Source organism: Nocardia sp. NPDC059229 (assembly GCF_042754165.1).
Lineage (GTDB): Bacteria > Actinomycetota > Actinomycetes > Mycobacteriales > Mycobacteriaceae > Nocardia.
This window is the reverse complement of record NZ_JBHZAK010000004.1, coordinates 68,582-89,569: the sequence shown is the minus strand read 5'-3', so window position 1 is coordinate 89,569 and position 20,988 is coordinate 68,582. Positions and strand designations below refer to the sequence as shown.

Below are 20,988 nucleotides of genomic sequence, written 5' to 3'. Positions count from 1 at the left end.
GACCTGACAGAATGAGCTGCCGCCGCATGCCGGGCGGGACAGGCAGTCGCATGGAACGGAGTTATCGATTGAGCGCGTCTGACACGACGGTTCTGGTCACGGTCACCGGACCCGACAAGCCGGGCGTCACATCGGTACTTCTGGCCGCCCTGGCCAATAGCGCGGTCAGTCTGCTGGATGTGGAGCAGGTCGTGATTCGCGGCCGGCTCACCCTGGGCGTGCTGGTGTCGTGTCCCACCGATCCCGAAGCGCTGCAGGATCAGCTCGAGGACGCCATGGCCTCCATCGGCATGGATGTCGATGTGGAGATCGGGGCGAGCGCCGTCTCGGGCGCCAAGCTGTCCACCCACGCGGTCGTGGTGCTGGGTTCGCCGGTCACCGCCCGCGCCTTCAGCGCCATCGCGCGCAAGCTGGCCGCGCAGCGGGTGAACATCGACTCCATTCGCGGCATCGCCGACTATCCGGTCACCGGCCTGGAACTCATGGTCACCGTCCCCACCGCCGACGCGGACGCCGAGACCGAGCTGCGCACCGCGCTGGCCACGGTCGCCGCCAAGGAGAGCGTGGACGTCGCCGTCGAGAAGGCGGGCCTGGCGCGACGGGCCAAGCGGCTCATCGTGTTCGACGTGGACTCCACCCTGATCCAGGGCGAGGTTATCGAGATGCTGGCCGCGCACGCCGGTGTCGAGGAGGAGGTCCGCAAGGTCACCGAGGCGGCCATGCGCGGCGAGATCGACTTCTCCGAATCCCTGCGTCAGCGGGTGGCGACGCTGGCCGGGCTGGACGCCTCGGTCATCGACGAGGTCGCCGAGCGGATCGAGCTCACCCCCGGCGCCCGCACCACCATTCGCACCCTGCGCCGCCTGGGTTTCCGCTGCGGCGTGGTGTCCGGCGGTTTCCGTCAGGTCATCGAGCCGCTGGCGCACGAGCTGGAACTGGACTTCGTGCAGGCCAACACCCTCGAGATCCGCGACGGCAAGCTGACCGGTGCGGTGGTCGGGGAGATCGTGGACCGGGAGGCGAAAGCCGTTGCGCTGCGCCGATTCGCGGCCGAGACCGGGGTGGCCATGGATCAGACCGTCGCGGTCGGCGACGGCGCCAATGACATCGACATGCTCAATGCCGCCGGGCTGGGCATCGCGTTCAATGCCAAGCCCGCACTCCGCGAGGTCGCCGACGCGGCGCTGTCGCATCCGTTCCTGGACGCGGTGCTGTTCATCCTGGGCGTCACCCGCGACGAGGTCGAGGCGGCCGATGCCCGCGACGGCGGCATCCGCCGGGTGCCGCTGCCTCGCTGAGGCGCTCGGCTGAGGCCGGCAACGCGTCCAATTCGGTTGCGGCACTCGCAGCTCCGCTCTCGGTACCGTGGTCGGGGAGTCCGGCCGCGATCGAAGGAGAGTCCGTGCGTGTGCGTATGCCGCTGGCCGTGGTGATGGCCGCGCTGGCGCTGGCCGGCTGCGGCAATTCGACCTCGTCCGAGCGCGAGCCGGTGCGGGTCGGCGCCGACTCCGACGGCAAGGACGTGAGTCTCGCGGTCGGTCAGGGACTGATCGTCACCCTCGAGGCCAACCCGACCACCGGATATGCCTGGATGCTGGGCGGTCTGGATCAGAACGTGGTGAAGCAGAACGGCTCGCCGGAATACGAACAGGACCCGAATCCGGACGGCAAGGTCGGGGTCGGCGGCAAATCGGTGTCGAATTTCGTGGCGGTCGCGGCGGGTTCCACCCGACTGAGCCTGGAATACAAGCGAGCCTGGGAACAGGGTGTTGAGCCGGCCAAGAGCTTCACCCTGAACCTGACGGTTCATTAGCCCGAACAGTTGTGTAGGAGTGGTTGTGTCGAGCGTCGGATCCACCATCGATGCCGGTTTCGTGACCAGGCACGCGGAATTGGCACGGGGGTATGGCGGCGGAGGCGATCCGGCGGACCCGGCGCTCGTGCAGGCCATGCAGATGGTGCTGCACATTCCGAAGAACGATCCACCGGCGCGCAGCGCACTTCTGGCAGCCGCCGCCTCGGCGGTGGTGGCGCTGTGCCTCGACGAGCGGGTCGGGCCCGATGGGGAGTGGGAGGAGCGCTATCTGACCTGGAAACGCTCGCGTATTCGCAAGGTGGCGCGGCGGGCGCGCGGGGCGCAGTGGCTGGCGGCGCAGGAAGTCGACGGTGTCACAGTCGATTTCGCGGGTGCGCAGGCGCGGGCGCTGGTGCCGGGACCGGTCGGCGAGGTGGATCCGCGCATCCGGCGCCTCCAGATCAGCGGCACCGAGCTGCCCGTCGAGGAGGAGATCGCAATCGATCCGGAATCTCCGGTGCTATGGGTGAACGCGGAACTGGGTATGACTGTGGGGAAGGCCGCGGCACAGGTAGGGCATGCCAGTATGTTGCTGGCAGGCGCTCTGCCGGTGCAGCGGGCGTATGCGTGGGCCGCACAGGGATTCCGGTGCACCGTCGCGGAGGCCGATCCGGGCCGCTGGGCGGAGTTGCAGCGGCGGGTGGCCGAGGGCAGCGCGGTGGCGGTGCGCGATGCCGGTTTCACGGAGGTGGCACCGGGGTCGACGACCGTGATCGCGGTGGCGTAGTGCGGATGTCGCACTAGCGAAACCGGATGGTCGGCGCACTGACCTATATGGGCAGTGCATATCGACTTCCCCGGACGGGTCGGCAAGGATCGATTCACGTTTCCTCGAAAGGAAACCACCGAAATGACAACACTGCTGGTTGTTCTCATCGTGTGGGTGGCGCTCTCGGTCCCGGCGGCACTCATTCTGGCGCGCATGTTCCGATCCACGAGGGCGGATGCGCGGGACCGCGGGTTGGCGGGCCCGGAGCGCGAACCATCGGAATTCGATGGTGGCGCACACGAAATCGCTTATCGCCATCGCAATTCCGGAGAGGACACGCACCGAGTTTTCCCACCACGTTGACGAGCGTCCAGGGCGGTGGGCCAAGATGGACCCCGTGCCGCAACCGGATCCCGATCTGCTCATCGATTTCAGCGACGTCACCGTCCGACGTTCCGGACATACCCTGGTCGGTCCGGTCACCTGGCAGGTGGAATTGGACGAGCGCTGGGTCGTGCTCGGCCCCAACGGCGCCGGCAAGACCTCGCTGCTGCGCATGGCCGCCGCCGAGATGCACCCCACCTCCGGGGTCGCCAACCTGCTCGGGGAGACCCTGGGCCGGGTCGACATCAACGAGCTACGCCCGCGTATCGGCCTGTCCTCGGCCGCCATCGCCAGCCGGGTGCCGCTCGACGAGAAGGTCGCCGACCTGGTGGTCTCGGCCGGCTACGCGGTGATGGGCCGCTGGCGGGAGAGCTACGACGACATGGACACCGACCGGGCCGTCGACATTCTGGAAAGCCTGGGCGCGGAACACCTTTCCGATCGCGCCTACGGGACGCTGTCGGAGGGGGAGCGCAAGCGGGTGCTCATCGCCCGGGCGCTCATGACCGATCCGGAACTGCTGCTGCTCGACGAACCGGCCGCCGGACTGGATCTGGGCGGGCGTGAGGAGCTGGTCGAGCGGCTCGGCGATCTGGCCGCCGATCCGGATGCGCCCGCCACCGTGCTGGTCACCCACCACGTGGAGGAGATTCCGCCGGGCTTCACCCACGGCATGCTCCTCAATGAGGGCAGTGTGGTCGCGCAGGGTCTGCTCACCGATGTGCTGACCTCCGAGAACCTGAGTGACGCGTTCCGCCAGTCGATTCAGCTGGACCGTATCGAGGGGCGCTACTTCGCGCGCCGCAGCCAGCGCTTCGGGCGGCACCGCAACCGCTGAAAGCTGCCTCCCGCAACCTGTCTCGCGAACCGCGGCGCGCTGCGATTGCATCCGCCGCCACCGCCGGGCAAACTGTCCGCAACTGACGCGGATGGAGGGAGCTGGCTGTGGGCCGGAGCATCGGCGCCATCACGATTCTGGCCATCGCGGTCGTCGCCACCGGCTGCGTGGCCGATCCACCGGCCGCCCAGCGGGTTTCGAATTCGCACGCCGCGGAGACCCTGGGCCGGGCCACGGTCCCGTCGGACCTGAACGGTAGAACGGTGCAGCTCAGCTATGACAGCGGCGCGGGCGGAACCATTGTCTTCTCGGCGGACGGGCGCACCCTGACCTCCATCGCCGCCGACACCGGACGGCGGTCGAGCACGCCGGTCGCGGTCGCGTCCATTGCGGCCGGCATCTTCCTGGTTACCTGGACCGACGACACCGGCGCGGTGATCAGTCAGGTGCAGGACTATCGGACCGGCAAGGTGGAGGGCACCTGGACTCGGCGCGATGACGCCGGTCAGGCCGTCATCGAAACCCGCACCGGGTCAGTCCGTGTGACCGACTGACCATCAGTCCGTGTGACCGACTGACCGGCGAACCCGCAGCGCGTGGTATCGCTTAGCCGGGGCAACGGTTATGGTGCGAAAGGTGAGCGAAGCAATGGCCCAGTCCGAATCCCAGCCCGCGGCCGCGCCCGTCAAGGACGCGTCCACGGTCATGCTGGTACGTGACGGTGCGCACGGGCCCGAGGTGTTCCTGCAGCGTCGAGTGGGTGGCATGGCCTTCGCGGCCGGCATGACCGTCTTCCCCGGCGGTGGCGTCGACCCCTCCGACGCGTCCATCGCACTGGACTGGGCCGGACCCGAACCCGCCTGGTGGGCCGAGCGATTCGGCATCGACGCCGGCCGTGCCCAGGCGCTGGTCTGCGCGGCGGTGCGCGAGACCTTCGAGGAGTGCGGGGTGCTGCTGGCGGGACCGACCGCCGACAGCGTCGTCAGCGACACCGCGGTCTACGCCGAAGCGCGCGGGCAGCTGGAACGCCGCGAGCTGTCCTTCGCCGAATTCCTCACCCACGAGAACCTGGTGCTGCGCGCCGACCTACTGCGCCCGTGGGACAACTGGATCACTCCGGTGATCGAGCCGCGCCGCTATGACACCCGCTTCTTCGTCGCGGTGCTGCCGGAGGGGCAGCTCGCCGACGGCGCCACCTCCGAGGCCGAGGTGGTCGCCTGGTGCACCCCCGCCGAGGCCATCGGCCGCTGGCGCGAGGGCGTGGACGTGCTGCTGCCGCCGACCTGGACCCAGCTCGCGGCGCTGAACGAATTCGCCTCCACCGCCGAGATTCTCGCGGCCAGCCGGGACATCACCCCGATCATGCCGGTGTACGACCCGTCGGGCGGCGGTCCGGCGCTGGCGTTCCCGCACGCCGACCGCTACTTCGCCGAGCTGCCCGACAATTCGCGTATCCGCGGTTCGCAGCGACCCGAGTAGTGCCCGCCCGGGCGGGGCGTCCCGGTGCCCGGGGCCCGAAGTAGGGTGATCGGCTGTGGCCGAATTCGTGACCGTGGACCGGGGTGTGGCGGAGCATGTCGCCGTGCTCCGCATCGCACGCCCGCCGATGAATCTGATCGATCTCCAGGTGGCGCTGGAGGTGGCGGCGGCCGCCGAGGAGATCGCGGCCGACGCGTCGATCGCGGCGGTGGTGGTCTACGGCGACGAGCGGGTGTTCTCCGCCGGTGACGAACTGGCCGAACTGGCCCGGCTCACCCCCGAGCAGGCGCAGGCCATGGCCGGCGATTTCCAGTCGGCGCTGGGCTGCCTGGCCCGGCTGCCGCAGCCGACCGTGGCCGCCATCAGCGGATACGCCCTCGGCGCGGGACTGGAGCTGGCCCTGGCCGCGGACCGCCGCATCATCGGCGACAACGTGAAACTGGGCCTGCCGCAGATCAAGGCCGGGCTGATCCCGCTGGCCGGTATCCGCCGGTTGAGCCTGCTGATCGGCCCCTCGCGCGCCAAGGATCTGGTGTACAGCGGCCGGTTCGTGGATCCGGAGGAGGCCGCGGCGCTCGGGCTGGTCGACGAGGTGGTCGCGCCCGACGACGTGTTCGCCGCCGCCCTGCGGTGGGCGAAGCAGTTCACCGACGGTCCGCGCGCGGCCCTGGCCGCTGCCAAGCGGGTGTTCGAGGCGGGCACGCACGGCCACGATCGGGCGCGTCGCGAGTGGGCGGATCTGTTCGGCACCGAAGATCAGCAGCTTGGAACATGTTCTTATTTGGTCGACGGTCCGGATGCGGCCCGGTTCACCGGGCGTTGAGCAGCCCGATAACACCGTTCACCGGGGTATTCATTAGGCTGCCCTGCATGACAGTTGGTCCTGAAGACCCCGCGCCGAACCCGCACGCCACCGAGGCGGAGGTCCAGGCCGCGTATAGCGACAACAAGCTCGCCCAGGTCCTGTATCACGACTGGGAAGCCGAGACCTACGACGACAAGTGGTCCATCTCCTACGACGAACGCTGCATCGAGTACGCGCGCGGCCGCTTCGACGCCGTCGCCCCGAGCGCCGAGCTGCCCTACGACCGGGCCCTCGAACTCGGCTGCGGCACCGGCTTCTTCCTGCTGAACCTGATGCAGGCGGGCGTCGCCAAGCGCGGCTCGGTCACCGATCTGTCCCCGGGCATGGTCAAGGTCGCCACCCGCAACGGCCAGAACCTGGGCCTGGACGTGGACGGCCGGGTCGCCGACGCCGAGACCATTCCCTACGAGGACGACACCTTCGACCTCGTCGTGGGCCACGCCGTGCTGCACCACATCCCGGATGTGGAGCTGGCGCTCAAGGAGTGCCTGCGCGTGCTGAAGCCGGGCGGCCGGTTCGTGTTCGCGGGTGAGCCGACCACCATCGGCAACCTCTACGCCCGCAAGCTGGGCCAGGTCACCTGGAAGATCACCACCGAGATCACCAAGCTGCCGTTCCTCAGCGACTGGCGTCGCCCGCAGGAGGAGCTCGACGAGTCCTCCCGCGCCGCCGCCCTCGAGGCCGTCGTCGACCTGCACACCTTCGACCCGTCCGATCTCGAGCGCATGGCCCGCAGCGCCGGCGCCGTCGAGGTGCAGGCCAAGACCGAGGAATTCGCCGCCGCCCTGTGGGGCTGGCCGGTGCGCACCTTCGAGGCCGCCGTCCCGGACGAGAAGCTGACCTGGCGCTACCGCATGGCCCAGTACAAGGCGTGGCTGGCGTTCTCGGCCCTCGACGAGAAGGTGCTGCGCCACGTGGTGCCCCGCCAGTTCTTCTACAACGCCATGATCACCGGCGTGAAGCCCGGCGTTTCCGCCAAGTAGGCCGGTCCACGAATCCCCGTGGGCTACGCCTTCTCTCGCGCTGATATCTCCTACCTCGCCAGTCCGGCCGGCGCGGCCGCCCTGGCGGAGGTAGGCGATTTCGCGCTCACCCCCGCCTCGCTCCTCAAGGACCTGGAGCGTCTCCGCCGCGACCACGGTGACCACGCCCCCGCACTCGTGGAAACGGTCCGCCTGCGCCGCCGCGCGACAGCCAAACTCGACGGCGTGGGGGAGTGGCTCTTCACCGACGACGCCCTACAGCAGGCCACCCCGTCGGCCGTAGCTCGCCACCGCGCCCAGCGCTTGGCCGGCCGCACGGTCCACGATGTCACCTGCTCCATCGGCGCGGAATTGGCCGCCCTGGCCGAGGTCTGCCCCGCCGTGATCGGCAGCGACCTCGACGACGTACGTCTCGCGATGGCTCGGCACAATCTCGGTGTGCCGCTGGTGATTTCCCGCTCGGACACCGATGTGATCCACCGCGGGGATGCAAGCGTTGCTGGGCAGGAACGTGGCGTCTCGTCGACGATCGGTAGCGTATCCACTGCGGCGCTCGCCGGGGCGGGGGCGCGAAATGTGGTGCTGGTCAAGGCAGATGCGCTGGTGCCGTGCAGTACAGCTGAGGTCGTGATCGCCGATCCGGCGCGGCGGGCGGATGGGCGGCGGACGCATGATCCGGCGAAGCTGCAGCCGCCGCTGCCGGATCTGCTGGCGGCGTATACCGGACGGGAGCTGGCCGTGAAGTGTGCTCCCGGACTGGATTTCGACAAGCTCGGGTGGGCGGGGGAGATCGAAGTCGTCTCGCTCGACGGGGCGGTGCGGGAAGCCTGCCTGTGGTCACCGGGTTTGGCGGAGCCGGGCGTGACCCGGCGTGCGACCGTGCTCTCGTTCACTGCCGCGCCCTGGACACTCACCGATGCCGATCCAGACGATATCCCCGAGCGTGAGCCGGGGGAGTGGATCATAGACCCGGACGGGGCGGTCGTCCGTGCGGGTCTGGTGCGGCACTACGCCGCGAAACACGGACTGTGGCAGCTGGATCCGCGCATTGCGTACCTGACCGGTGACCGGGTTCCGGAGGGTGTGCGGGGGTTCCGGGTGCTCGATCGGATGGAATTCCGGGAGAAGCCGCTACGGGCCGAGTTGCATCGTCGCGACTGCGGTCCGCTGGAGATCCTCGCGCGTGGGGTCGATATCGACCCGGATGCGCTCCGTGCCCGGCTCAAACCGCGAGGCTCCCAGCCACATACGCTGGTCGTCACCCGGATCGGCCGGGCGGCAACGGTTTTCCTCTGCGCCACGCCCTGACGCGGCGTCTCCGCCCCGGTAGCTCGCGCCGTTTCAGCCCTGATAGCTGACGCGGGTGGGCCGCATGACGAGGACGACGCGGTGCGGATGGTCGCCGACCGGCTTGTCGTAGGCCAGGCCGTACCGCTGCGCCAGGACGTCGAAGAACTCGCCCTCGGGGTCGGCGTCGATGCGCTCGATGACGCCGCGCACCTCGAGGTAGCGGTAGGGGGCCTCGGGATCGTTGATGCTCACCGCCACGTGCGGGTCGCGAGACGTATTGCGGTGCTTGGCGCGAGTGGTGGTCGTGGTGAAGCGCAGCAACTCACCGTCCCAGATCTGCCAGACCGGGGTGACCTGCGGGGTGCCGTCCGGATTCAGGGTGGCCAGGTGCGCGAACAGCGGGCGGGTCAGCAGGTCGGTGTACTTCTCGGGAATGACGGGGTGGGTCACGGTGTGCTCCTTCAGAGTTGGGAGATCTCGACGATGCGGAAGCCGGCGGGGACGCCGTCGCCGTAGGGGCCGTTCTTGTCGAACTGGGAGACCGTGACCAGCGCGTGGCCGCCGGTGTGCACGATCGAGGTGGGGATGTCGAGCGCGGGGTCGATGACGCGGTGCTGCAGTTCGGCTTTCGCGCCGTCGTCGCCGAGCCGCCAGCGGGACACGGCGTTCCCCTTGTTGTGCACCACCCACAGGGTGTCGCCGCGCAGTTCCAGGCCGTCGCCGTCGAGCGCGTCACCGCCGGTGCGCTCGATCCGTTGCACGGTCGGTTGCGGTCCGGTCGAGACCCGGTAGAGGTCGCCGTTGGTCATGTCGACCACGATCAGATACCGGCCCGCGTCGTCGGCGGCAATGCCGTTGAGGGTCATGGGATTCCGCGCGGCCGGGGCCTTGGCCGCGCCGAGGTCGAGGTAGACCCGCAGTTCGCCGCCGTGTCCGTCGTGCGCGCGTGCGTCGGCGAGCTGGTCCGGTCCGATGCGGTAGACCACGTTCCGCACGCTGTCGGTGACGTAGACGCTGCCGTCCGGGGTGATGGCCAGATCATTGACGAACGGCTGCCCGGCGGCCGGGACGTCGAAGCGGGCCAGCAGGGCGCGAGTCCCGGTGTCGTACACCGTGATTCCCGCGGTGTGGTCGATCACCCAGAGCCGCCCGGCGGCATCGACCTTCACGCCGTTGGCGGTGCGGCGTCCGTCCGCGCCCGCGGCCAGGAAGGTCTCGGCCGCGGTCGTGCCCGGCGTGGCCCGGTAGATCGCGCCGGTCAGGAACGAGCTCGCGTACACGTCGCCGGTACGCGGATCGACGGTGATGCTCTCCGGATACGCGCGCTCGGGCAGGTCGTACGCGGTGGTGATGCGGTCGGGCGCCGGTGCGTTGGGGTCGGGCGCGGCGCCCGGCGTCGCCGCGTCTCCGGTGCTGCACGCCGCCGACGCCAGCAGCAGTGCCGCCGTCACCGCGGGCGCGGCCCAGCGGCGAATCGGGTGGGACATGGTTCGTGCCTTTCGATCCCGGTGGATAGAGATGACATCTGAGTGCGAGAGCGAAGATAGATTAGAACTCTAATGATCGTCAAGGCTCGAACAACTGCATGAGCTATCATGCCGAGGTGACGTCGATGCCGGTCGAAGAACGCCTGGGGACCTTCATCAAGCGTGCCGAACAGGCGCTGATGGGTGCGAAGAACGCCGCCCTCAAACCCGCGGGCGTGACGATTCCGCAGTACGCGGCCCTCTACGTGCTGAGTGAGAACCCGGGCATTTCGGCGGCCGAGCTGGCCCGGCGCTGCGGCGTCACGCCGCCCACCATGAACACGGTGCTCACCAATCTGCGCGAGCGCGGCCTCATCGAGCGCACACCGCACGCCTGGCACCGCAATGTGCTCGAGACCCGGCTCACCGAGGAGGGCCGCGCCGTCATGCACGCCGCCGACAAGCGGGCGGTCCCGGTCGAACGCGCGCTGGCCGCGGAGTTCACCGACGCCGAGCGGGAGGCGCTCATGTCCATGCTCGAGCGCGCGGCCACCCTGCTCGATTCGGTGCGGCCGGACTGATCGCTAACCGTCGCTGACGGCGCCGAAGTCGGCGACGAATCTGGTGAGCAGCCGGGCGAATTCGGTGCGGTCGCGCTCGCCCCACGCCGCGGTCGCCTCGGCGAAGACGGCCTGGCGGTTGGTGTGGGCGCGGCTCAGTGCGGTCTGTGCGGCGGGCGTCAGGTGCAGGTGGATGCGGCGCGCGTCGTGCTGGTCGGCGCGGCGTTCCAGCAGGCCCTCGGTGACCGCGCGCGCCACCAGGCGGCTGGCGCGGGGCTGATCCACGCCCAGCGCGGTCGCGATGTCGGTGACGGTCGCCTCCCCGTCGCGCGCCTCGACCGCGTCGAGCACGCCGAAGAGGGTCGGATCGACGGCCGGTCCGCCCCCGCGGGCCGCGAATCTATTGAGCGCACGCCGGGTCTGGCTGCGCCGGATGGCCACCATGGCGCGCTCGATGGCGACGATCGCGGGGTCGTTGTCCTTCACCCTTGCCATCGTACAATTCCTTGCTAAAGTACATATATATGTAATGTGACAACTGATTGGAGAATGCCATGACCGACACCCCGAAGCCGATCGGCTACTGGTTCAAGCACATCGACAAGACCCTCGAAGAGAACTTCGCCGCCCTGCTCGCCACCGAGGGCCTGCTGCGCCGCCACTGGCAGATCATGCACACCCTCTCCGGTGGCGCACTCGACGCGACCGGGCTCGATGTAGCCCTCTCGCCGTTCCTGAACGCCCAGGACCCTACGGCCGCACCCTATGTCGGCACACTGCTCGACCGCGGCTGGGTCGTTCGCGATGCCGCGGGTACCTACGCCCTCACCCTCGAGGGCATCGCCGCGCACGCGAAACTGCTGGAGCGCATCGGGATTCAACGCACGGCGGCGACCGAGGGCCTCAGCGCCGACGACTACCGCACGCTGCTCGATCTGCTGCAGCGCGTCTCGGCGAATGTCGACGCGTTCGCGCTGACCTTGCGGTAGCCGGCGCCCGTCACGGGTGCGGCGGCACCCGCTCGACCCGGGTCCAGCCCTTCCAGCCCCGCTCTGCCAGCATCGCCATGAGCCGTTCGGCGACCGGTGAGGTCTCGAGCATGGTCGTGTCCAGCAGGTCGACGAATTGATCGTCCATCACGTCGGTGAGCTTGCCGCCGACCCGGCCGGCATCCGCCTCGCCCGCTGCCATGGCGCGAATCAGCAAGCGCTCCAGGATGTCGGCGACCTCGACGATTCGTGAGTCGTCCGCCGACCAGTCGAGCGCACCACTGACCAGCTGATAGAGCCGCACCATGTCGGGGTTGTCCAGCTCCTCGTGCTTCTTGGCGATCACGGCGTCGATGAGGTCCGGCACCTGGGCGGCGATCATGATCCAGCCGTCCCGTTCCAGCTCGATGTACCGCTCCTCGACGCCGAGACCCCGCAGCCGATCGAGGTAGTCCACCACGCTCTGCGGCAACGCCAGCTGCTCGCCCGCGGCCAGCTTGGCCAGCCGTTCGCGAGTGCCCTGCAACCGCCGGATCTCGGCGCGCAACTCCTTGTCGATCGCCCGGACGCTCGCGGCGAACTCCTCCGGGTCGGCCTCGAGGAGCTCCTGCACCCGCGCCAGCGGCACCCCCGCGGCGGCGAGGGCGTGGATCCGGATCAGCCGCACCACCGCGGCCGCGTCGTAGGTCCGGTAGCCGGAGTGGTCGCGCTCCGGCTCCGGCAGCAGCCCGATGCGGTGGTAGTGGCGCACCGCCCGCACCGTCACCCCCGCGTAGGCCGCCAGCCTGCTGATGGTGAGCATGGCTTCAGACTGCCTCAGGCAATCTTCCGGCGGTAGGTGATCATCGCGAATCCATAGGCCACGACCAGGATTCCGACGCACCAGGCCAATGCCGTCCAGACCTGGTCGCCGACCGGCCGCTGGGCGAACAGGTCGCGGATCGTATCGACGATCGACGTCACCGGCTGGTGTTCGGCGAACCAGCGCACCGGCGCGGGCATGCCCGCGGTGGGCACGAAGGCCGAGCTCACGAACGGCAGGAAGATGAGCGGGTAGGAGAATGCGCCCGCACCCTCGACCGACCCCGCCGACAGGCCCGGGATCACCGCGAGCCAGGTCAACGCCAGGGTGAACAGGATCAGGATCCCGGCGACCGCGAGCCACGCCGCCACTCCGGCGCCCGAGCGGAAACCGATGAGCAGCGCCATGCCCACCACGATCACGAGCGAGATCAGATTGGCGATCAGCGACGTCAGCACATGCGCCCACAGCACACCCGACCGCGCGATCGGCATCGACTGGAAGCGCTCGAAGATCCCGCTCTTGATATCTGTGAACAGCCGGAACGCGGTGTAGGAGATACCCGATGCGATCGTGATGAGCAGGATGCCGGGCAGCATGTAGTCCACGTACTTTTCCGAGTCCGTGGCGATCGCACCGCCGAACACGTAGACGAACAGCAGCATCATGGCGATCGGCACGATCGCGGTGGTGATGATGGCGTCGGGGCTGCGGGTGACATGGCGCAGGGTCCGGCCCGTGAGTGCGGCGGTATCACCGAAGAAGTAGGAGGGCATCGTCTTTCCTAGGGGTTCGTGTCAGCGACGGAGTGCGCGCCGGCGACGTCGCTCTCGGGGGCGTCGCCGATGATCGCGAGGAAGATTTGCTCGAGCGTCGGCCGCTTCTCGACGTACTCGACGGTGGCGGGCGGGAGCAGTCGCTCGAGTTCGCCGAGCGCGCCGTTCGCGATGATCCGGCCCCGGTGCAGGATCGCGATCCGGTCGGCCAATTGTTCGGCCTCGTCGAGGTATTGGGTGGTGAGCAGTACCGTCGTGCCGTGGCCGGCGAGCTCCTCGATCGTCTGCCACACCTCGAGGCGCGCCTCCGGATCGAGTCCGGTCGTCGGCTCGTCCAGGAAGATCACCGGCGGATTCCCGATGAGGCTCATGGCGATATCCAGGCGGCGGCGCATCCCACCCGAATAGGTGGACACCTTCCGCGCACCGGCGTCGGTCAGCGAGAAACGTGCGAGCAGGTCATCCGCGATCGCGCCGGGTTGCGCGAGGTGGCGCAGCCGGGCGACGAGCACGAGATTCTCCCGCCCGCTGAGGATCTCGTCGACGGCCGCGAACTGCCCGGTGAGGCTGAAGGATTCGCGCACTTCGGCCGGTTGGGTGGCGACGTCGAAGCCGTTCACGCCGACCGTTCCCGCATCGGCCTTCAGCAGCGTGGCCAGGATCCGCACGGTGGTGGTCTTGCCCGACCCGTTGGAGCCGAGCAGCGCGAAGATGCTGCCCCGCTCCACGTCGAAATCCACGCCCCGCAGCACTTCGAGCTGTCCGTACGACTTCTCGAGACCCCGCACCCGGATGGCCGGGGCGTGGGCCGTTTCGGCCGTCATCATCGTTCTTCTCCATCCCGGAGCTGTTCCGGTCGTTCCGGGAGGCTCCTGGCACCAGGATGGAGGGTTGACCCAGCGTCAGGGTCAAGCCGGACACGGTGTCACTTCTCGGGTTTGAAGACGAACAGCTCGCCGATGCGGGTGGTCACCACGACCTCGCCCTGATCGCCCACGGCGGTGGCCACGGTCGTGCCCTCCGCGCCGGGCAGCTCGTTCGACTGCACCGTGGCGCCGGTCTTCGTGTCGAAGGTGACCAGCGTCAGCTTGTCGCCGATCGGCGCGACCGTGTACCCGGTCCCGCCCGCCGTCTGTACCGGCCGTCCGCGCAGCTCCAGATCCTTACGCTCCCAGACGATCTCGGCGCTGCTCCCCCGATCGCGCAGCGCGACCAGATGCCCCTCGTCGCCGGCGGGGACCAGCAGTCCGTCGGCCACCGAGATGCCGCCGCGCGCCGGGAAACCCAGATCCTGCACCCATTTGGTGTGCCCGGTGGCGGCGTCCACGGCCATCAGCCGGTTGGTGTTGTCGCCGACGTACACCGTGGACCCGTCGGCCGACAGCGCCGGGCTGGTGGCGCTGCCCTGTTCGAGCAGCTGCGCGGTCCAGTCGACGTGAACGTCCTTGCCGCCGTAGGTGAGTGCGATCAGTGCGGCCGCCTTGTCGCCCGGCTTCCACACCGTCGCGTAGAAACGCCCCGACTTCTGGTCCACCGCCGACACATTCGCGATCGGGCACTGCGGCCCGCCGGTCGCGCAGTCCTCCAGGCCCTGCCGGTCCGGCGGCCGGCTCAGCGACGGGTTGGTCAGGAAGTCGGGCTCGCCGAGCAGCTGGAAGGTGGACACCTGCCGATCGCCGGTCTGCCGGCTGAGCACGTCCACCTGCCCGGACTGGGTCACCGACAGGACATTTCCGTCACCGGTGAACTGCACCGACACCGGTGTCCCGGCGGCCTGGGTGCGCCAGCGCGGCTGCCCGAGATTGTTGAAGGAGTTCACCGCGCCGTCGTCACCGACGTACACATTGCCGATGCCGTCCACCGCGGAGCCGCCGTCGACGGCGCTGGGGCCCATCGGATTGCAGAACCGCTTGCGCCCGGTCGGCATCTGGAACGAGACGATATTGCAGGCATTGGCGCGGGTGGTGACGTACAGCTGCCCGTCGCCGCCGATGGTCACCGGCTGCGCGACCGGACCGCCCACGGGCCGAGACCAATTCAGCGCCAGCTTCCGCGACCCGGTGACCGGACTCGACCCGCTGTTGTGCGCGTCGCGGAAGGCCAGCGGCCACCCCTTGCCCGGGCCTACGCCGATATCGTCGACCTTGGTGCTGCCGTACGCGCACGCGGTCAGTGTGAACAGCCCGGCGCTCGCCAGAGCCAGCACCTTCGCCCCGGTGCGGGTGCGTCGTTCACGTCCGGTCCGCCGCCTGCCGTTTCGCACCTGCTGGTGTCCCTTCTGCCAGTACGGAAGTCTGTAGTTTCTCGCCGGGCCGCTACAGCCGGAGCACAGCCTACTTTCACGCCCTGTGAAGGGGGCGGATACCCTCGTTGAAACGACCGGTGAACACAGGGAGTAGTTCGTGACGAGCATGTGGGGCGCACCGTTGCGCTCGCGTTGGCGGGGGTCGCGCCGCCGTGATCCGGAGCAGGCGCGTTTCCTCACCCCTGCGTCCCTCAAGTGGGTTCTCGCCAATCGCGCCTACACGCCCTGGTATCTGGTGCGCTACTACCGGCTGTTCAAGTTCAAGATGGCCAATCCGCACGTGGTGTTGCGCGGCATGGTCTTCCTGGGCCGCAGGGTCGAAATCCACGCCACCCCGGAACTGGGCCGGCTGGAGATCGGCCGCTGGGTGCACATCGGCGACGGTAATGCCATTCGCTGCCACGAGGGTTCGCTGCGCATCGGCGACAAGGTGGTGTTCGGCAAGGACAATGTCGTCAACACCTACCTCGATATCGAGATCGGCGAATCCACCCTGGTCGCCGACTGGTGCTACATCTGCGACTTCGACCATGTCACCGACGACATCAACCTGCCCATCAAGGACCAGGGCATCGTGAAGTCCCCGGTGCGCATCGGCCCCGACACCTGGATCGCCGCCAAGGTCACCGTGCTGCGCTCCACCCGGGTCGGCCGCGGCTGCGTGCTCGGCGCCCACGCCGTGGTCAAGGGCGACGTCCCCGACTACTCCATCGCCGTCGGCGCCCCCGCCAAGGTGGTCAAGAACCGCAAGGACGCCTGGGACTCCGCCGCCGAGAAGCGCGCCGCCCACCTGGCCGCTCTCGCCGACATCGAACGCAAGAAGAGCGGCGCCACCGCGTCCTGACAAATCACCGCCTGACCCATCACCGCACAGAGGCCGGGCCGCGATGCCCGGCCTTTGTCATGCCCGCCCGGTACGTTCAGGCGCATGCACCGCTACGCCGCCTTTCTGCGCGGGATCATGCCCACCAACCCCAATATGCGCAGTGAGAAACTGCGCGGCGTCTTCGAGGGCCTCGGCTTCGAGAAGGTGAGCACCCTGCTCACCAGCGGCAATGTCGTCTTCCGGTCCGACGACTCGGATGTCCCGGCCCTGGAAGCCAAGATCCAGCAGGCCCTCAACTCCGAACTGGGCATCCCCGGCGGCACCCTGATTCGGACCCACGCCCAGCTCCAGGCCCTCGTCGACTCCGACCCCTTCGCTGGCCTCACCCACGGCCGCGAGACCTACCTGACGGTCACCTTCATCCGCGACATCCCGAAGTCCCTCCCCGAATTCCCCGAGGGCGAATCCACTGTCCGCCTCGTCCGCTTCGACAAGCCCTGCCGCGCCCTGCTCTCGGTCATCGACAACACCGACCCCAGCACCACGGGTTTCATGGCCGTCGTCCAGAAGGCCTACGGCAAGGAGATCACCACCCGGACCTTCCTGACGGTCCAGAAGGCCCTCAAAAAGATGGACGCCTAGCGCATTTCGGCCTGCGGGCCGTCGTGGGGCGCGATACCGTGGGCCGGTGACCCTCGGATTTCGAGCTGTGCTGACCGGTGTGGCGTCCGTCGCGCTGGTGGGATCGCTCGCCGCGAATGCTCATGCGACGCCGTCCAGTGGCATCAGCGCGGTAATCCTCTCGCAGACCACCATCGGCGGCATGGACTACATTCTGCGCGAAATCACCGTGGCGCCAGGCGGTTCCACCGGGTGGCATTACCACGATGGGACGTTGTACGCGCTGGTGCGGCAGGGCGAGCTGAGCCATTACGGGTCGGACTGCGTGGTGGATCAGACCGGCGGGCCGGGTACCACGTTCGTGGAGCGGGCCGGGGCGGGGAATGTGCATCTCGAACGGAATCTGGGCACCGAGCCGCAGATCCTCGATGTGCTGTACGTCCTGCCCGCGGGCAGTCCGCTGTCCGAGGATGCGCCGAATCCGGGCTGCCCGTTCGACTGACCGGCTGCCGGGGTCGAGCGTCCGCTGACCCCGAATTAGAACTCGTTCCAATTCGGGGCGCAGGGATGTCCCAGGTGAATTCGAGCCGAGCGGCTCAGTACGGCTGGTTCGGGTCGCGTTCGGGGAGTGGGCGTTCCGCGATGACGGGACGGCCCAGGGGAGTGCGGACGCGGCGCTTGGCGGATTGGTAGACGAGGGCGGTTTCCTCGGCAACGACATCCCAGGCGAAGTCGGCGGTCAATCGTTCGCGAGCGGACCAGGCGCGATCCTGAGCGGCAGCCGGGTCGTCCAGCACCGAGATCACCGCGTCCGCAACGCCGTTCACGTCGGCCGGTTCGAACGAGGCGCCGGTGACGCCGTCGGTGACCAGGTCGCCGAGCCCACCGGCGGTGGAGGTGACCAGCGGGGTGCCCGCAGCCGCCGCCTCCAGCGCGACGATGCCGAAGGGCTCGTAGCGGCTGGGCAGCACGATGGCATCGGCGCTGTGCAGCCAGCCGAGCAGATCGGTGTGGTCGAGCTTGCCGACGAAGTTGACCGCGCGCGCCACCCGGTGCGCGCGGGCCCGCTCACGCAGCCAATCGAATTGGGTGCCGATACCGGCCACCGTCAGGGTCGTGCCCGGGTGCGCCTTGCGGATGCGCGGCAGCGCGGCAATCGCGTCCTGGATGCCCTTCTCGTATTCCAGCCGGCCCACGTACAGCAGCCGCGGCGGACCGGAGCGGGGCGCGCGCTCACGGAAGGTCCACGCGCCCACGTCGATACCGTTGCGGATCACCGTCATCGGCACCCGCTCGGCGCCGTAGAGCCGGTGCACCTCGTCCTTCATGGACTCCGAACAGGTGATGAGCGCGTCGGATTCGTGCGCCAGCCACCACTCCACCGAGTGCACCTGCCGATTCACCCGTCCCGACACCCAGCCGCTGTGCCGGCCCGCCTCGGTGGCGTGAATGGTGGAAACCAGTGGCACGTCGTAATACTCGGCCAGCGTGATGGCCGGGTGCGCGACCAGCCAGTCGTGCGCGTGCACCACGTCCGGTGTCCAGCCCTCGCCGATGCCGGGCTTGTTCAGCGCGATGCCGGCTCGCACCATGGCGTGGCCCATGGCCAGCGTCCAGGCCAGCATGTCCTCGCCGAAATCGAAGGACGGCGGATCCTCGGCGACCGCCACCACCAGCACGCCCTCCTCGATGAAGGAGTGCGTCGGGTGGGTGGTGGCGTCGGTGCCCATCGGACGGCGCGCCAGCACGACGACTTCGTGCCCGGCCGCGGCCAGTTCGACGGCGAGGTGATGCACGTGGCGGCCCAGCCCACCGACTACGACGGGTGGGTACTCCCACGACACCATCAAGATCTTCATGCGGGTCCTTCTGAAGCGGGGCCGAGCCTGCGCGCATCGAGCGCGGGGAAGAGTCCGTCGGCCGCGTACCATCCTGCCGCCAACTGCCCCGCTTTGGCGAGTTGCCCGGCCGCCACCGCCGCGGCGATCTCGCGCACGGCGTGGGCGTGTTCATGGGCGCGGTCACGCGCGTATCCGGCCGCGGAATCCTTGGACACCATGAACGCCCAGTCGCTGGAGACGGCGAGGATCGCCTCCCGCAGCAGCTGGTCGGCAACCGTGTCGCGGAGCCCGAATCGGTCATTGTGCATCGATCCGGCGTCCACCCGCATCTTGTCGAGGGTGTCCAGGGCCAGCCGCACCACCTCGGCGTTGAGCTCGACCAGATCGGCGACCTGGTCCCCGGCCCACACCCGCCAGTCCTTGCCCGAACCCCAGGAGGAGTCGGCCAATTCGACGCGTTCGCCCACGTAACCACGGGCCCGCGCATCGGCGAGCGTGCCGACGGTGACCCCCGCCTCGGGCAGTGCGCGCAGCACCTGTTCGAGCCACTGCGGGCCCTCGTGCCACCAGTGCCCGAACAGTTCGGTGTCGAACGCGGCCACCACCAGGGCCGGGCGACCGATCCGTTCCGACTCCGAGATCAGCCGCTCCCGCACGGTCGCCACGAAGTCCGCGACGTCCTTCTCGATGGCCACGGCGGCGAGTTCGGGATCGTAGGGGGCCTTGTCGGGGCCCGCGACGGTCTTGCCGGTGACGCGCGCCGGTTTCAGTCCGGTGGCGTGATCGTAGTGATGGAAATCACGGTAGAAGGGCTGCCCCGGGTACCCGGATTTCGGCGACCACACCCGGTAGCTGACCGTCAGGTCGCGGCCGAAGGCCACCACATCCGAATCCCACACCGGCCGCCCGAGCGTGGTGTCGCCGCGCAGCGCGGGACCGTCCACCATGAAGTGCGAGATGCCGACCTTGTCGTAGGTCCGTTCCATCCCGGGCGTGAACCCGCACTCGGGGGCCCAGATGCCGGAGGGCGTGTGCCCCCATCGGGCCCGCGCGTCCGCCAGCCCCTCGGTCAGTTCGTACTCGCGCAGCCGCGGATCCAGCAGCGGCTGGAACGGATGCGACAGCGGCCCGCCCAGCAATTCGATGGCCTCGGCGTCGATGAGCTCGCGCCACACCGGCGAGGCCCCGTGCATCCAGCGCGTCTCGAAATCGTCGAGAGCCGTTGCGGCGAGCCGGTGTTCGTGCCCGCCGAGCGCGGTATTGCCCGCCATGGACGCCTCGTCGGCGCGCAGCCGCCAGTTGCCCAGCCAGTGGTGCATGCCTTTCAGGCAGTGCGGATCATCCAGCTGCGCCGCCAGCACCGGCGTGATCCCCAGGCTGATCAGGTGCGAACGGCCCTCTGCCGCAAGGGTTCTCAGCACCTTCGCCACGGGCAGGTAGGACGCCGCCCACGACTGGTACAGCCATTCCTCGCCGACCGGCCAGCGCCCGTGATGGGCCAGCCACGGCAGATGTGAGTGCAGGACCAGCGTGAACTGGCCCGGCACCGGGGAAAGCTGGTCACTCACGGCTTCACCGCGATGGCCAGCAGATCCAGGCTGGCGTCGATATCCCGCTCGGTGTCGGCGACCAGTTCGAAATCGTCGATGCGCACGGCCGCCACGTCCGCCGCCAGCTCCGCCGGCCACGGCTCGCCCGCCAGCGCCCGCTCGATCTGCGCGTCGATGATCGACCCGCCCCACTTCGCGTCCAGCGCTACGAGTTCGGGCCCGTGGAAGATGCCCGCCATCAGTTCCACGGTGAAACCGGCCTCGACGAGAAGTTCGGTCATCTCGGCGGCATTCAGCTCACGCGTGTGGAAAGGGTTGAGCGGCGTATCGCGCCCGGGGGAGAAGGTGATCCGGTTGGGGGTGGAGATCAGCAGCCTGCCGCCGGGCCGCAGCACCCGCAGGCATTCGCGCAGGAACTGGGCCTGGTCCCAAAGGTGCTCGATCACTTGGAAGTTCACCACGATGTCGACCGAGGCGTCGTCGAGCGGCAGCGCGGCCAGATTGCCCTGCACCATCCGCACCCGCGGGTACTTGGCGCGCACGTGCGCGACCGCGCCGTCGTCGTAGTCCAGGCCGGTGACCTGCGCGGCGACGTCGGCGATCATATTGGCGCCGTAGCCTTCTCCGCTGCCGGCCTCGAGCACGATCTTGCCCGCGCAGTGCTCCAGCATGCGCACGTAGGCGATCTCGTGCCGCCGGAACCAGTAGTTCTCCTCGGCGATGCCGGGCACCGTCCGCTCACCGGTCAAAGGCAAGGGATCGGTGGGGTTTTCAACAGGACTCACGGCCTCGCTCATTGCTCCGACGTTAGCGGTTGTCCATATCACACCCGCGACCGGATCAGCCGAT

The 20,988-nt window shown here is 68.9% G+C and carries 24 protein-coding genes; 14 read left to right on the top strand and 10 right to left on the bottom strand.

Annotation, left to right across the window (positions count from 1 at the left end):
- The first annotated feature begins 68 nt into the window (after nt 1-68).
- From serB to ACFXHE_RS11685, 9 genes are all read left to right on the top strand, one after another.
- Nucleotides 69-1,298, top strand: coding sequence for a phosphoserine phosphatase SerB (serB, locus tag ACFXHE_RS11725; RefSeq protein ID WP_354835124.1), 1,230 nt, complete (start codon nt 69-71; stop codon nt 1,296-1,298).
- A gap of 104 nt (nt 1,299-1,402) precedes the next feature.
- Nucleotides 1,403-1,813: a protease inhibitor I42 family protein gene (locus ACFXHE_RS11720; protein ID WP_379382273.1), complete on the top strand. Its 411-nt coding sequence runs from the start codon at nt 1,403-1,405 to the stop codon at nt 1,811-1,813.
- Between the two features lie 25 nt (nt 1,814-1,838).
- Entirely contained in the window at nt 1,839-2,582 is a 744-nt protein-coding gene (locus ACFXHE_RS11715; protein ID WP_379382271.1) for a peptidyl-tRNA hydrolase, read from the top strand.
- Nucleotides 2,583-2,952: 370 nt separating this feature from the next.
- The gene (locus ACFXHE_RS11710) at nt 2,953-3,786 is read left to right on the top strand and encodes an ABC transporter ATP-binding protein (protein WP_354835130.1); all 834 of its coding nucleotides are present in this window, start codon (nt 2,953-2,955) and stop codon (nt 3,784-3,786) included.
- A gap of 107 nt (nt 3,787-3,893) precedes the next feature.
- Nucleotides 3,894-4,340 carry a hypothetical protein gene (locus ACFXHE_RS11705; protein WP_379382269.1) on the top strand — a complete coding sequence of 149 codons (447 nt, stop codon included), beginning with the start codon at nt 3,894-3,896 and terminating at the stop codon, nt 4,338-4,340.
- 70 nt (nt 4,341-4,410) lie between these two features.
- Entirely contained in the window at nt 4,411-5,265 is an 855-nt protein-coding gene (locus ACFXHE_RS11700) for an NUDIX hydrolase (protein ID WP_379382268.1), read from the top strand.
- Between the two features lie 55 nt (nt 5,266-5,320).
- Nucleotides 5,321-6,088: an enoyl-CoA hydratase-related protein gene (locus tag ACFXHE_RS11695; protein WP_379382266.1), complete on the top strand. Its 768-nt coding sequence runs from the start codon at nt 5,321-5,323 to the stop codon at nt 6,086-6,088.
- A 47-nt stretch (nt 6,089-6,135) separates the two neighbouring features.
- The gene (locus ACFXHE_RS11690; RefSeq protein WP_379382264.1) at nt 6,136-7,113 is read left to right on the top strand and encodes a class I SAM-dependent methyltransferase; all 978 of its coding nucleotides are present in this window, start codon (nt 6,136-6,138) and stop codon (nt 7,111-7,113) included.
- 18 nt (nt 7,114-7,131) lie between these two features.
- The gene (locus ACFXHE_RS11685; RefSeq protein WP_379382262.1) at nt 7,132-8,421 is read left to right on the top strand and encodes a class I SAM-dependent methyltransferase; all 1,290 of its coding nucleotides are present in this window, start codon (nt 7,132-7,134) and stop codon (nt 8,419-8,421) included.
- 33 nt (nt 8,422-8,454) lie between these two features.
- Here the strand turns inward: ACFXHE_RS11685 and ACFXHE_RS11680 are convergent, their stop codons facing one another.
- Both ACFXHE_RS11680 and ACFXHE_RS11675 read right to left on the bottom strand, forming a co-directional pair.
- The gene (locus ACFXHE_RS11680; protein ID WP_379382261.1) at nt 8,455-8,853 is read right to left on the bottom strand and encodes a PPOX class F420-dependent oxidoreductase; all 399 of its coding nucleotides are present in this window, start codon (nt 8,851-8,853) and stop codon (nt 8,455-8,457) included.
- A gap of 11 nt (nt 8,854-8,864) precedes the next feature.
- Nucleotides 8,865-9,890, bottom strand: coding sequence for an SMP-30/gluconolactonase/LRE family protein (locus tag ACFXHE_RS11675; protein ID WP_379382259.1), 1,026 nt, complete (start codon nt 9,888-9,890; stop codon nt 8,865-8,867).
- Nucleotides 9,891-9,988: 98 nt separating this feature from the next.
- On the opposite strand from ACFXHE_RS11675, the gene ACFXHE_RS11670 reads away from it, so the two are divergent.
- The gene (locus tag ACFXHE_RS11670) at nt 9,989-10,450 is read left to right on the top strand and encodes a MarR family winged helix-turn-helix transcriptional regulator (RefSeq protein WP_379382257.1); all 462 of its coding nucleotides are present in this window, start codon (nt 9,989-9,991) and stop codon (nt 10,448-10,450) included.
- Nucleotides 10,451-10,453: 3 nt separating this feature from the next.
- Here the strand turns inward: ACFXHE_RS11670 and ACFXHE_RS11665 are convergent, their stop codons facing one another.
- Complete coding sequence (locus ACFXHE_RS11665) at nt 10,454-10,924, bottom strand: MarR family winged helix-turn-helix transcriptional regulator (RefSeq protein WP_379382255.1); 471 nt, start codon at nt 10,922-10,924, stop codon at nt 10,454-10,456.
- Between the two features lie 59 nt (nt 10,925-10,983).
- Between ACFXHE_RS11665 and ACFXHE_RS11660 the strand changes: the two genes are divergently transcribed.
- Nucleotides 10,984-11,418 (top strand): hypothetical protein, encoded by a 435-nt coding sequence (locus ACFXHE_RS11660; protein WP_379382253.1) that lies wholly within the window; start codon nt 10,984-10,986, stop codon nt 11,416-11,418.
- A 10-nt stretch (nt 11,419-11,428) separates the two neighbouring features.
- On the opposite strand, the gene ACFXHE_RS11655 is transcribed toward ACFXHE_RS11660, so the two are convergent.
- The 4 genes from ACFXHE_RS11655 to ACFXHE_RS11640 all read right to left on the bottom strand — a co-directional run bounded on the left by ACFXHE_RS11655 (nt 11,429) and on the right by ACFXHE_RS11640 (nt 15,259).
- The gene (locus ACFXHE_RS11655; RefSeq protein WP_379382251.1) at nt 11,429-12,220 is read right to left on the bottom strand and encodes a MerR family transcriptional regulator; all 792 of its coding nucleotides are present in this window, start codon (nt 12,218-12,220) and stop codon (nt 11,429-11,431) included.
- A 14-nt stretch (nt 12,221-12,234) separates the two neighbouring features.
- Entirely contained in the window at nt 12,235-12,996 is a 762-nt protein-coding gene (locus ACFXHE_RS11650; protein ID WP_379382249.1) for an ABC transporter permease, read from the bottom strand.
- 8 nt (nt 12,997-13,004) lie between these two features.
- Nucleotides 13,005-13,820: an ABC transporter ATP-binding protein gene (locus tag ACFXHE_RS11645; protein WP_379382817.1), complete on the bottom strand. Its 816-nt coding sequence runs from the start codon at nt 13,818-13,820 to the stop codon at nt 13,005-13,007.
- A 101-nt stretch (nt 13,821-13,921) separates the two neighbouring features.
- Nucleotides 13,922-15,259, bottom strand: a complete 1,338-nt coding sequence (locus ACFXHE_RS11640) for a PQQ-binding-like beta-propeller repeat protein (RefSeq protein WP_379382247.1) — start codon at nt 15,257-15,259, stop codon at nt 13,922-13,924.
- A 139-nt stretch (nt 15,260-15,398) separates the two neighbouring features.
- Here ACFXHE_RS11640 and ACFXHE_RS11635 point away from each other — a divergent pair, with 139 nt between their 5' ends.
- The 3 genes from ACFXHE_RS11635 to ACFXHE_RS11625 all read left to right on the top strand — a co-directional run bounded on the left by ACFXHE_RS11635 (nt 15,399) and on the right by ACFXHE_RS11625 (nt 17,250).
- Complete coding sequence (locus tag ACFXHE_RS11635; protein ID WP_379382245.1) at nt 15,399-16,145, top strand: acyltransferase; 747 nt, start codon at nt 15,399-15,401, stop codon at nt 16,143-16,145.
- Between the two features lie 84 nt (nt 16,146-16,229).
- On the top strand, nt 16,230-16,769 hold the full coding sequence (locus tag ACFXHE_RS11630; protein ID WP_379382243.1) for a DUF1697 domain-containing protein: 540 nt from the start codon (nt 16,230-16,232) through the stop codon (nt 16,767-16,769).
- 46 nt (nt 16,770-16,815) lie between these two features.
- A complete protein-coding gene (locus tag ACFXHE_RS11625; RefSeq protein ID WP_379382242.1) occupies nt 16,816-17,250 on the top strand; it encodes a cupin in 435 nt (144 codons plus the stop codon).
- Nucleotides 17,251-17,344: 94 nt separating this feature from the next.
- On the opposite strand, the gene ACFXHE_RS11620 is transcribed toward ACFXHE_RS11625, so the two are convergent.
- From ACFXHE_RS11620 to ACFXHE_RS11610, 3 genes are read right to left on the bottom strand one after another with little or no spacing between them, the layout of a single operon-like run.
- The gene (locus tag ACFXHE_RS11620) at nt 17,345-18,607 is read right to left on the bottom strand and encodes a glycosyltransferase family 4 protein (protein ID WP_379382240.1); all 1,263 of its coding nucleotides are present in this window, start codon (nt 18,605-18,607) and stop codon (nt 17,345-17,347) included.
- Nucleotides 18,604-20,157 (bottom strand): 1,4-alpha-glucan branching protein domain-containing protein, encoded by a 1,554-nt coding sequence (locus ACFXHE_RS11615; RefSeq protein ID WP_379382238.1) that lies wholly within the window; start codon nt 20,155-20,157, stop codon nt 18,604-18,606. The genes ACFXHE_RS11620 and ACFXHE_RS11615 overlap by 4 nt, the downstream gene beginning before the upstream one ends.
- A complete protein-coding gene (locus ACFXHE_RS11610) occupies nt 20,154-20,936 on the bottom strand; it encodes a class I SAM-dependent methyltransferase (protein WP_379382237.1) in 783 nt (260 codons plus the stop codon). The genes ACFXHE_RS11615 and ACFXHE_RS11610 overlap by 4 nt, the downstream gene beginning before the upstream one ends.
- Between the last annotated feature and the right edge of the window lie 52 nt (nt 20,937-20,988).

Coding starts and splice junctions, on each gene's coding strand:
- ACFXHE_RS11710 (WP_354835130.1), top strand. CDS start 2,953: ATGGACCCCGTGCCGCAACCGGATCCCGATCTGCTCATCGATTTCAGC.
- ACFXHE_RS11700 (WP_379382268.1), top strand. CDS start 4,411: ATGGTGCGAAAGGTGAGCGAAGCAATGGCCCAGTCCGAATCCCAGCCC.
- ACFXHE_RS11690 (WP_379382264.1), top strand. CDS start 6,136: ATGACAGTTGGTCCTGAAGACCCCGCGCCGAACCCGCACGCCACCGAG.
- ACFXHE_RS11675 (WP_379382259.1), bottom strand. CDS start 9,890: ATGTCCCACCCGATTCGCCGCTGGGCCGCGCCCGCGGTGACGGCGGCA.
- ACFXHE_RS11670 (WP_379382257.1), top strand. CDS start 9,989: ATGAGCTATCATGCCGAGGTGACGTCGATGCCGGTCGAAGAACGCCTG.
- ACFXHE_RS11665 (WP_379382255.1), bottom strand. CDS start 10,924: ATGGCAAGGGTGAAGGACAACGACCCCGCGATCGTCGCCATCGAGCGC.
- ACFXHE_RS11660 (WP_379382253.1), top strand. CDS start 10,984: ATGACCGACACCCCGAAGCCGATCGGCTACTGGTTCAAGCACATCGAC.
- ACFXHE_RS11655 (WP_379382251.1), bottom strand. CDS start 12,220: ATGCTCACCATCAGCAGGCTGGCGGCCTACGCGGGGGTGACGGTGCGG.
- ACFXHE_RS11650 (WP_379382249.1), bottom strand. CDS start 12,996: ATGCCCTCCTACTTCTTCGGTGATACCGCCGCACTCACGGGCCGGACC.
- ACFXHE_RS11645 (WP_379382817.1), bottom strand. CDS start 13,820: ATGACGGCCGAAACGGCCCACGCCCCGGCCATCCGGGTGCGGGGTCTC.
- ACFXHE_RS11630 (WP_379382243.1), top strand. CDS start 16,230: ATGCACCGCTACGCCGCCTTTCTGCGCGGGATCATGCCCACCAACCCC.
- ACFXHE_RS11620 (WP_379382240.1), bottom strand. CDS start 18,607: ATGAAGATCTTGATGGTGTCGTGGGAGTACCCACCCGTCGTAGTCGGT.
- ACFXHE_RS11610 (WP_379382237.1), bottom strand. CDS start 20,936: ATGAGCGAGGCCGTGAGTCCTGTTGAAAACCCCACCGATCCCTTGCCT.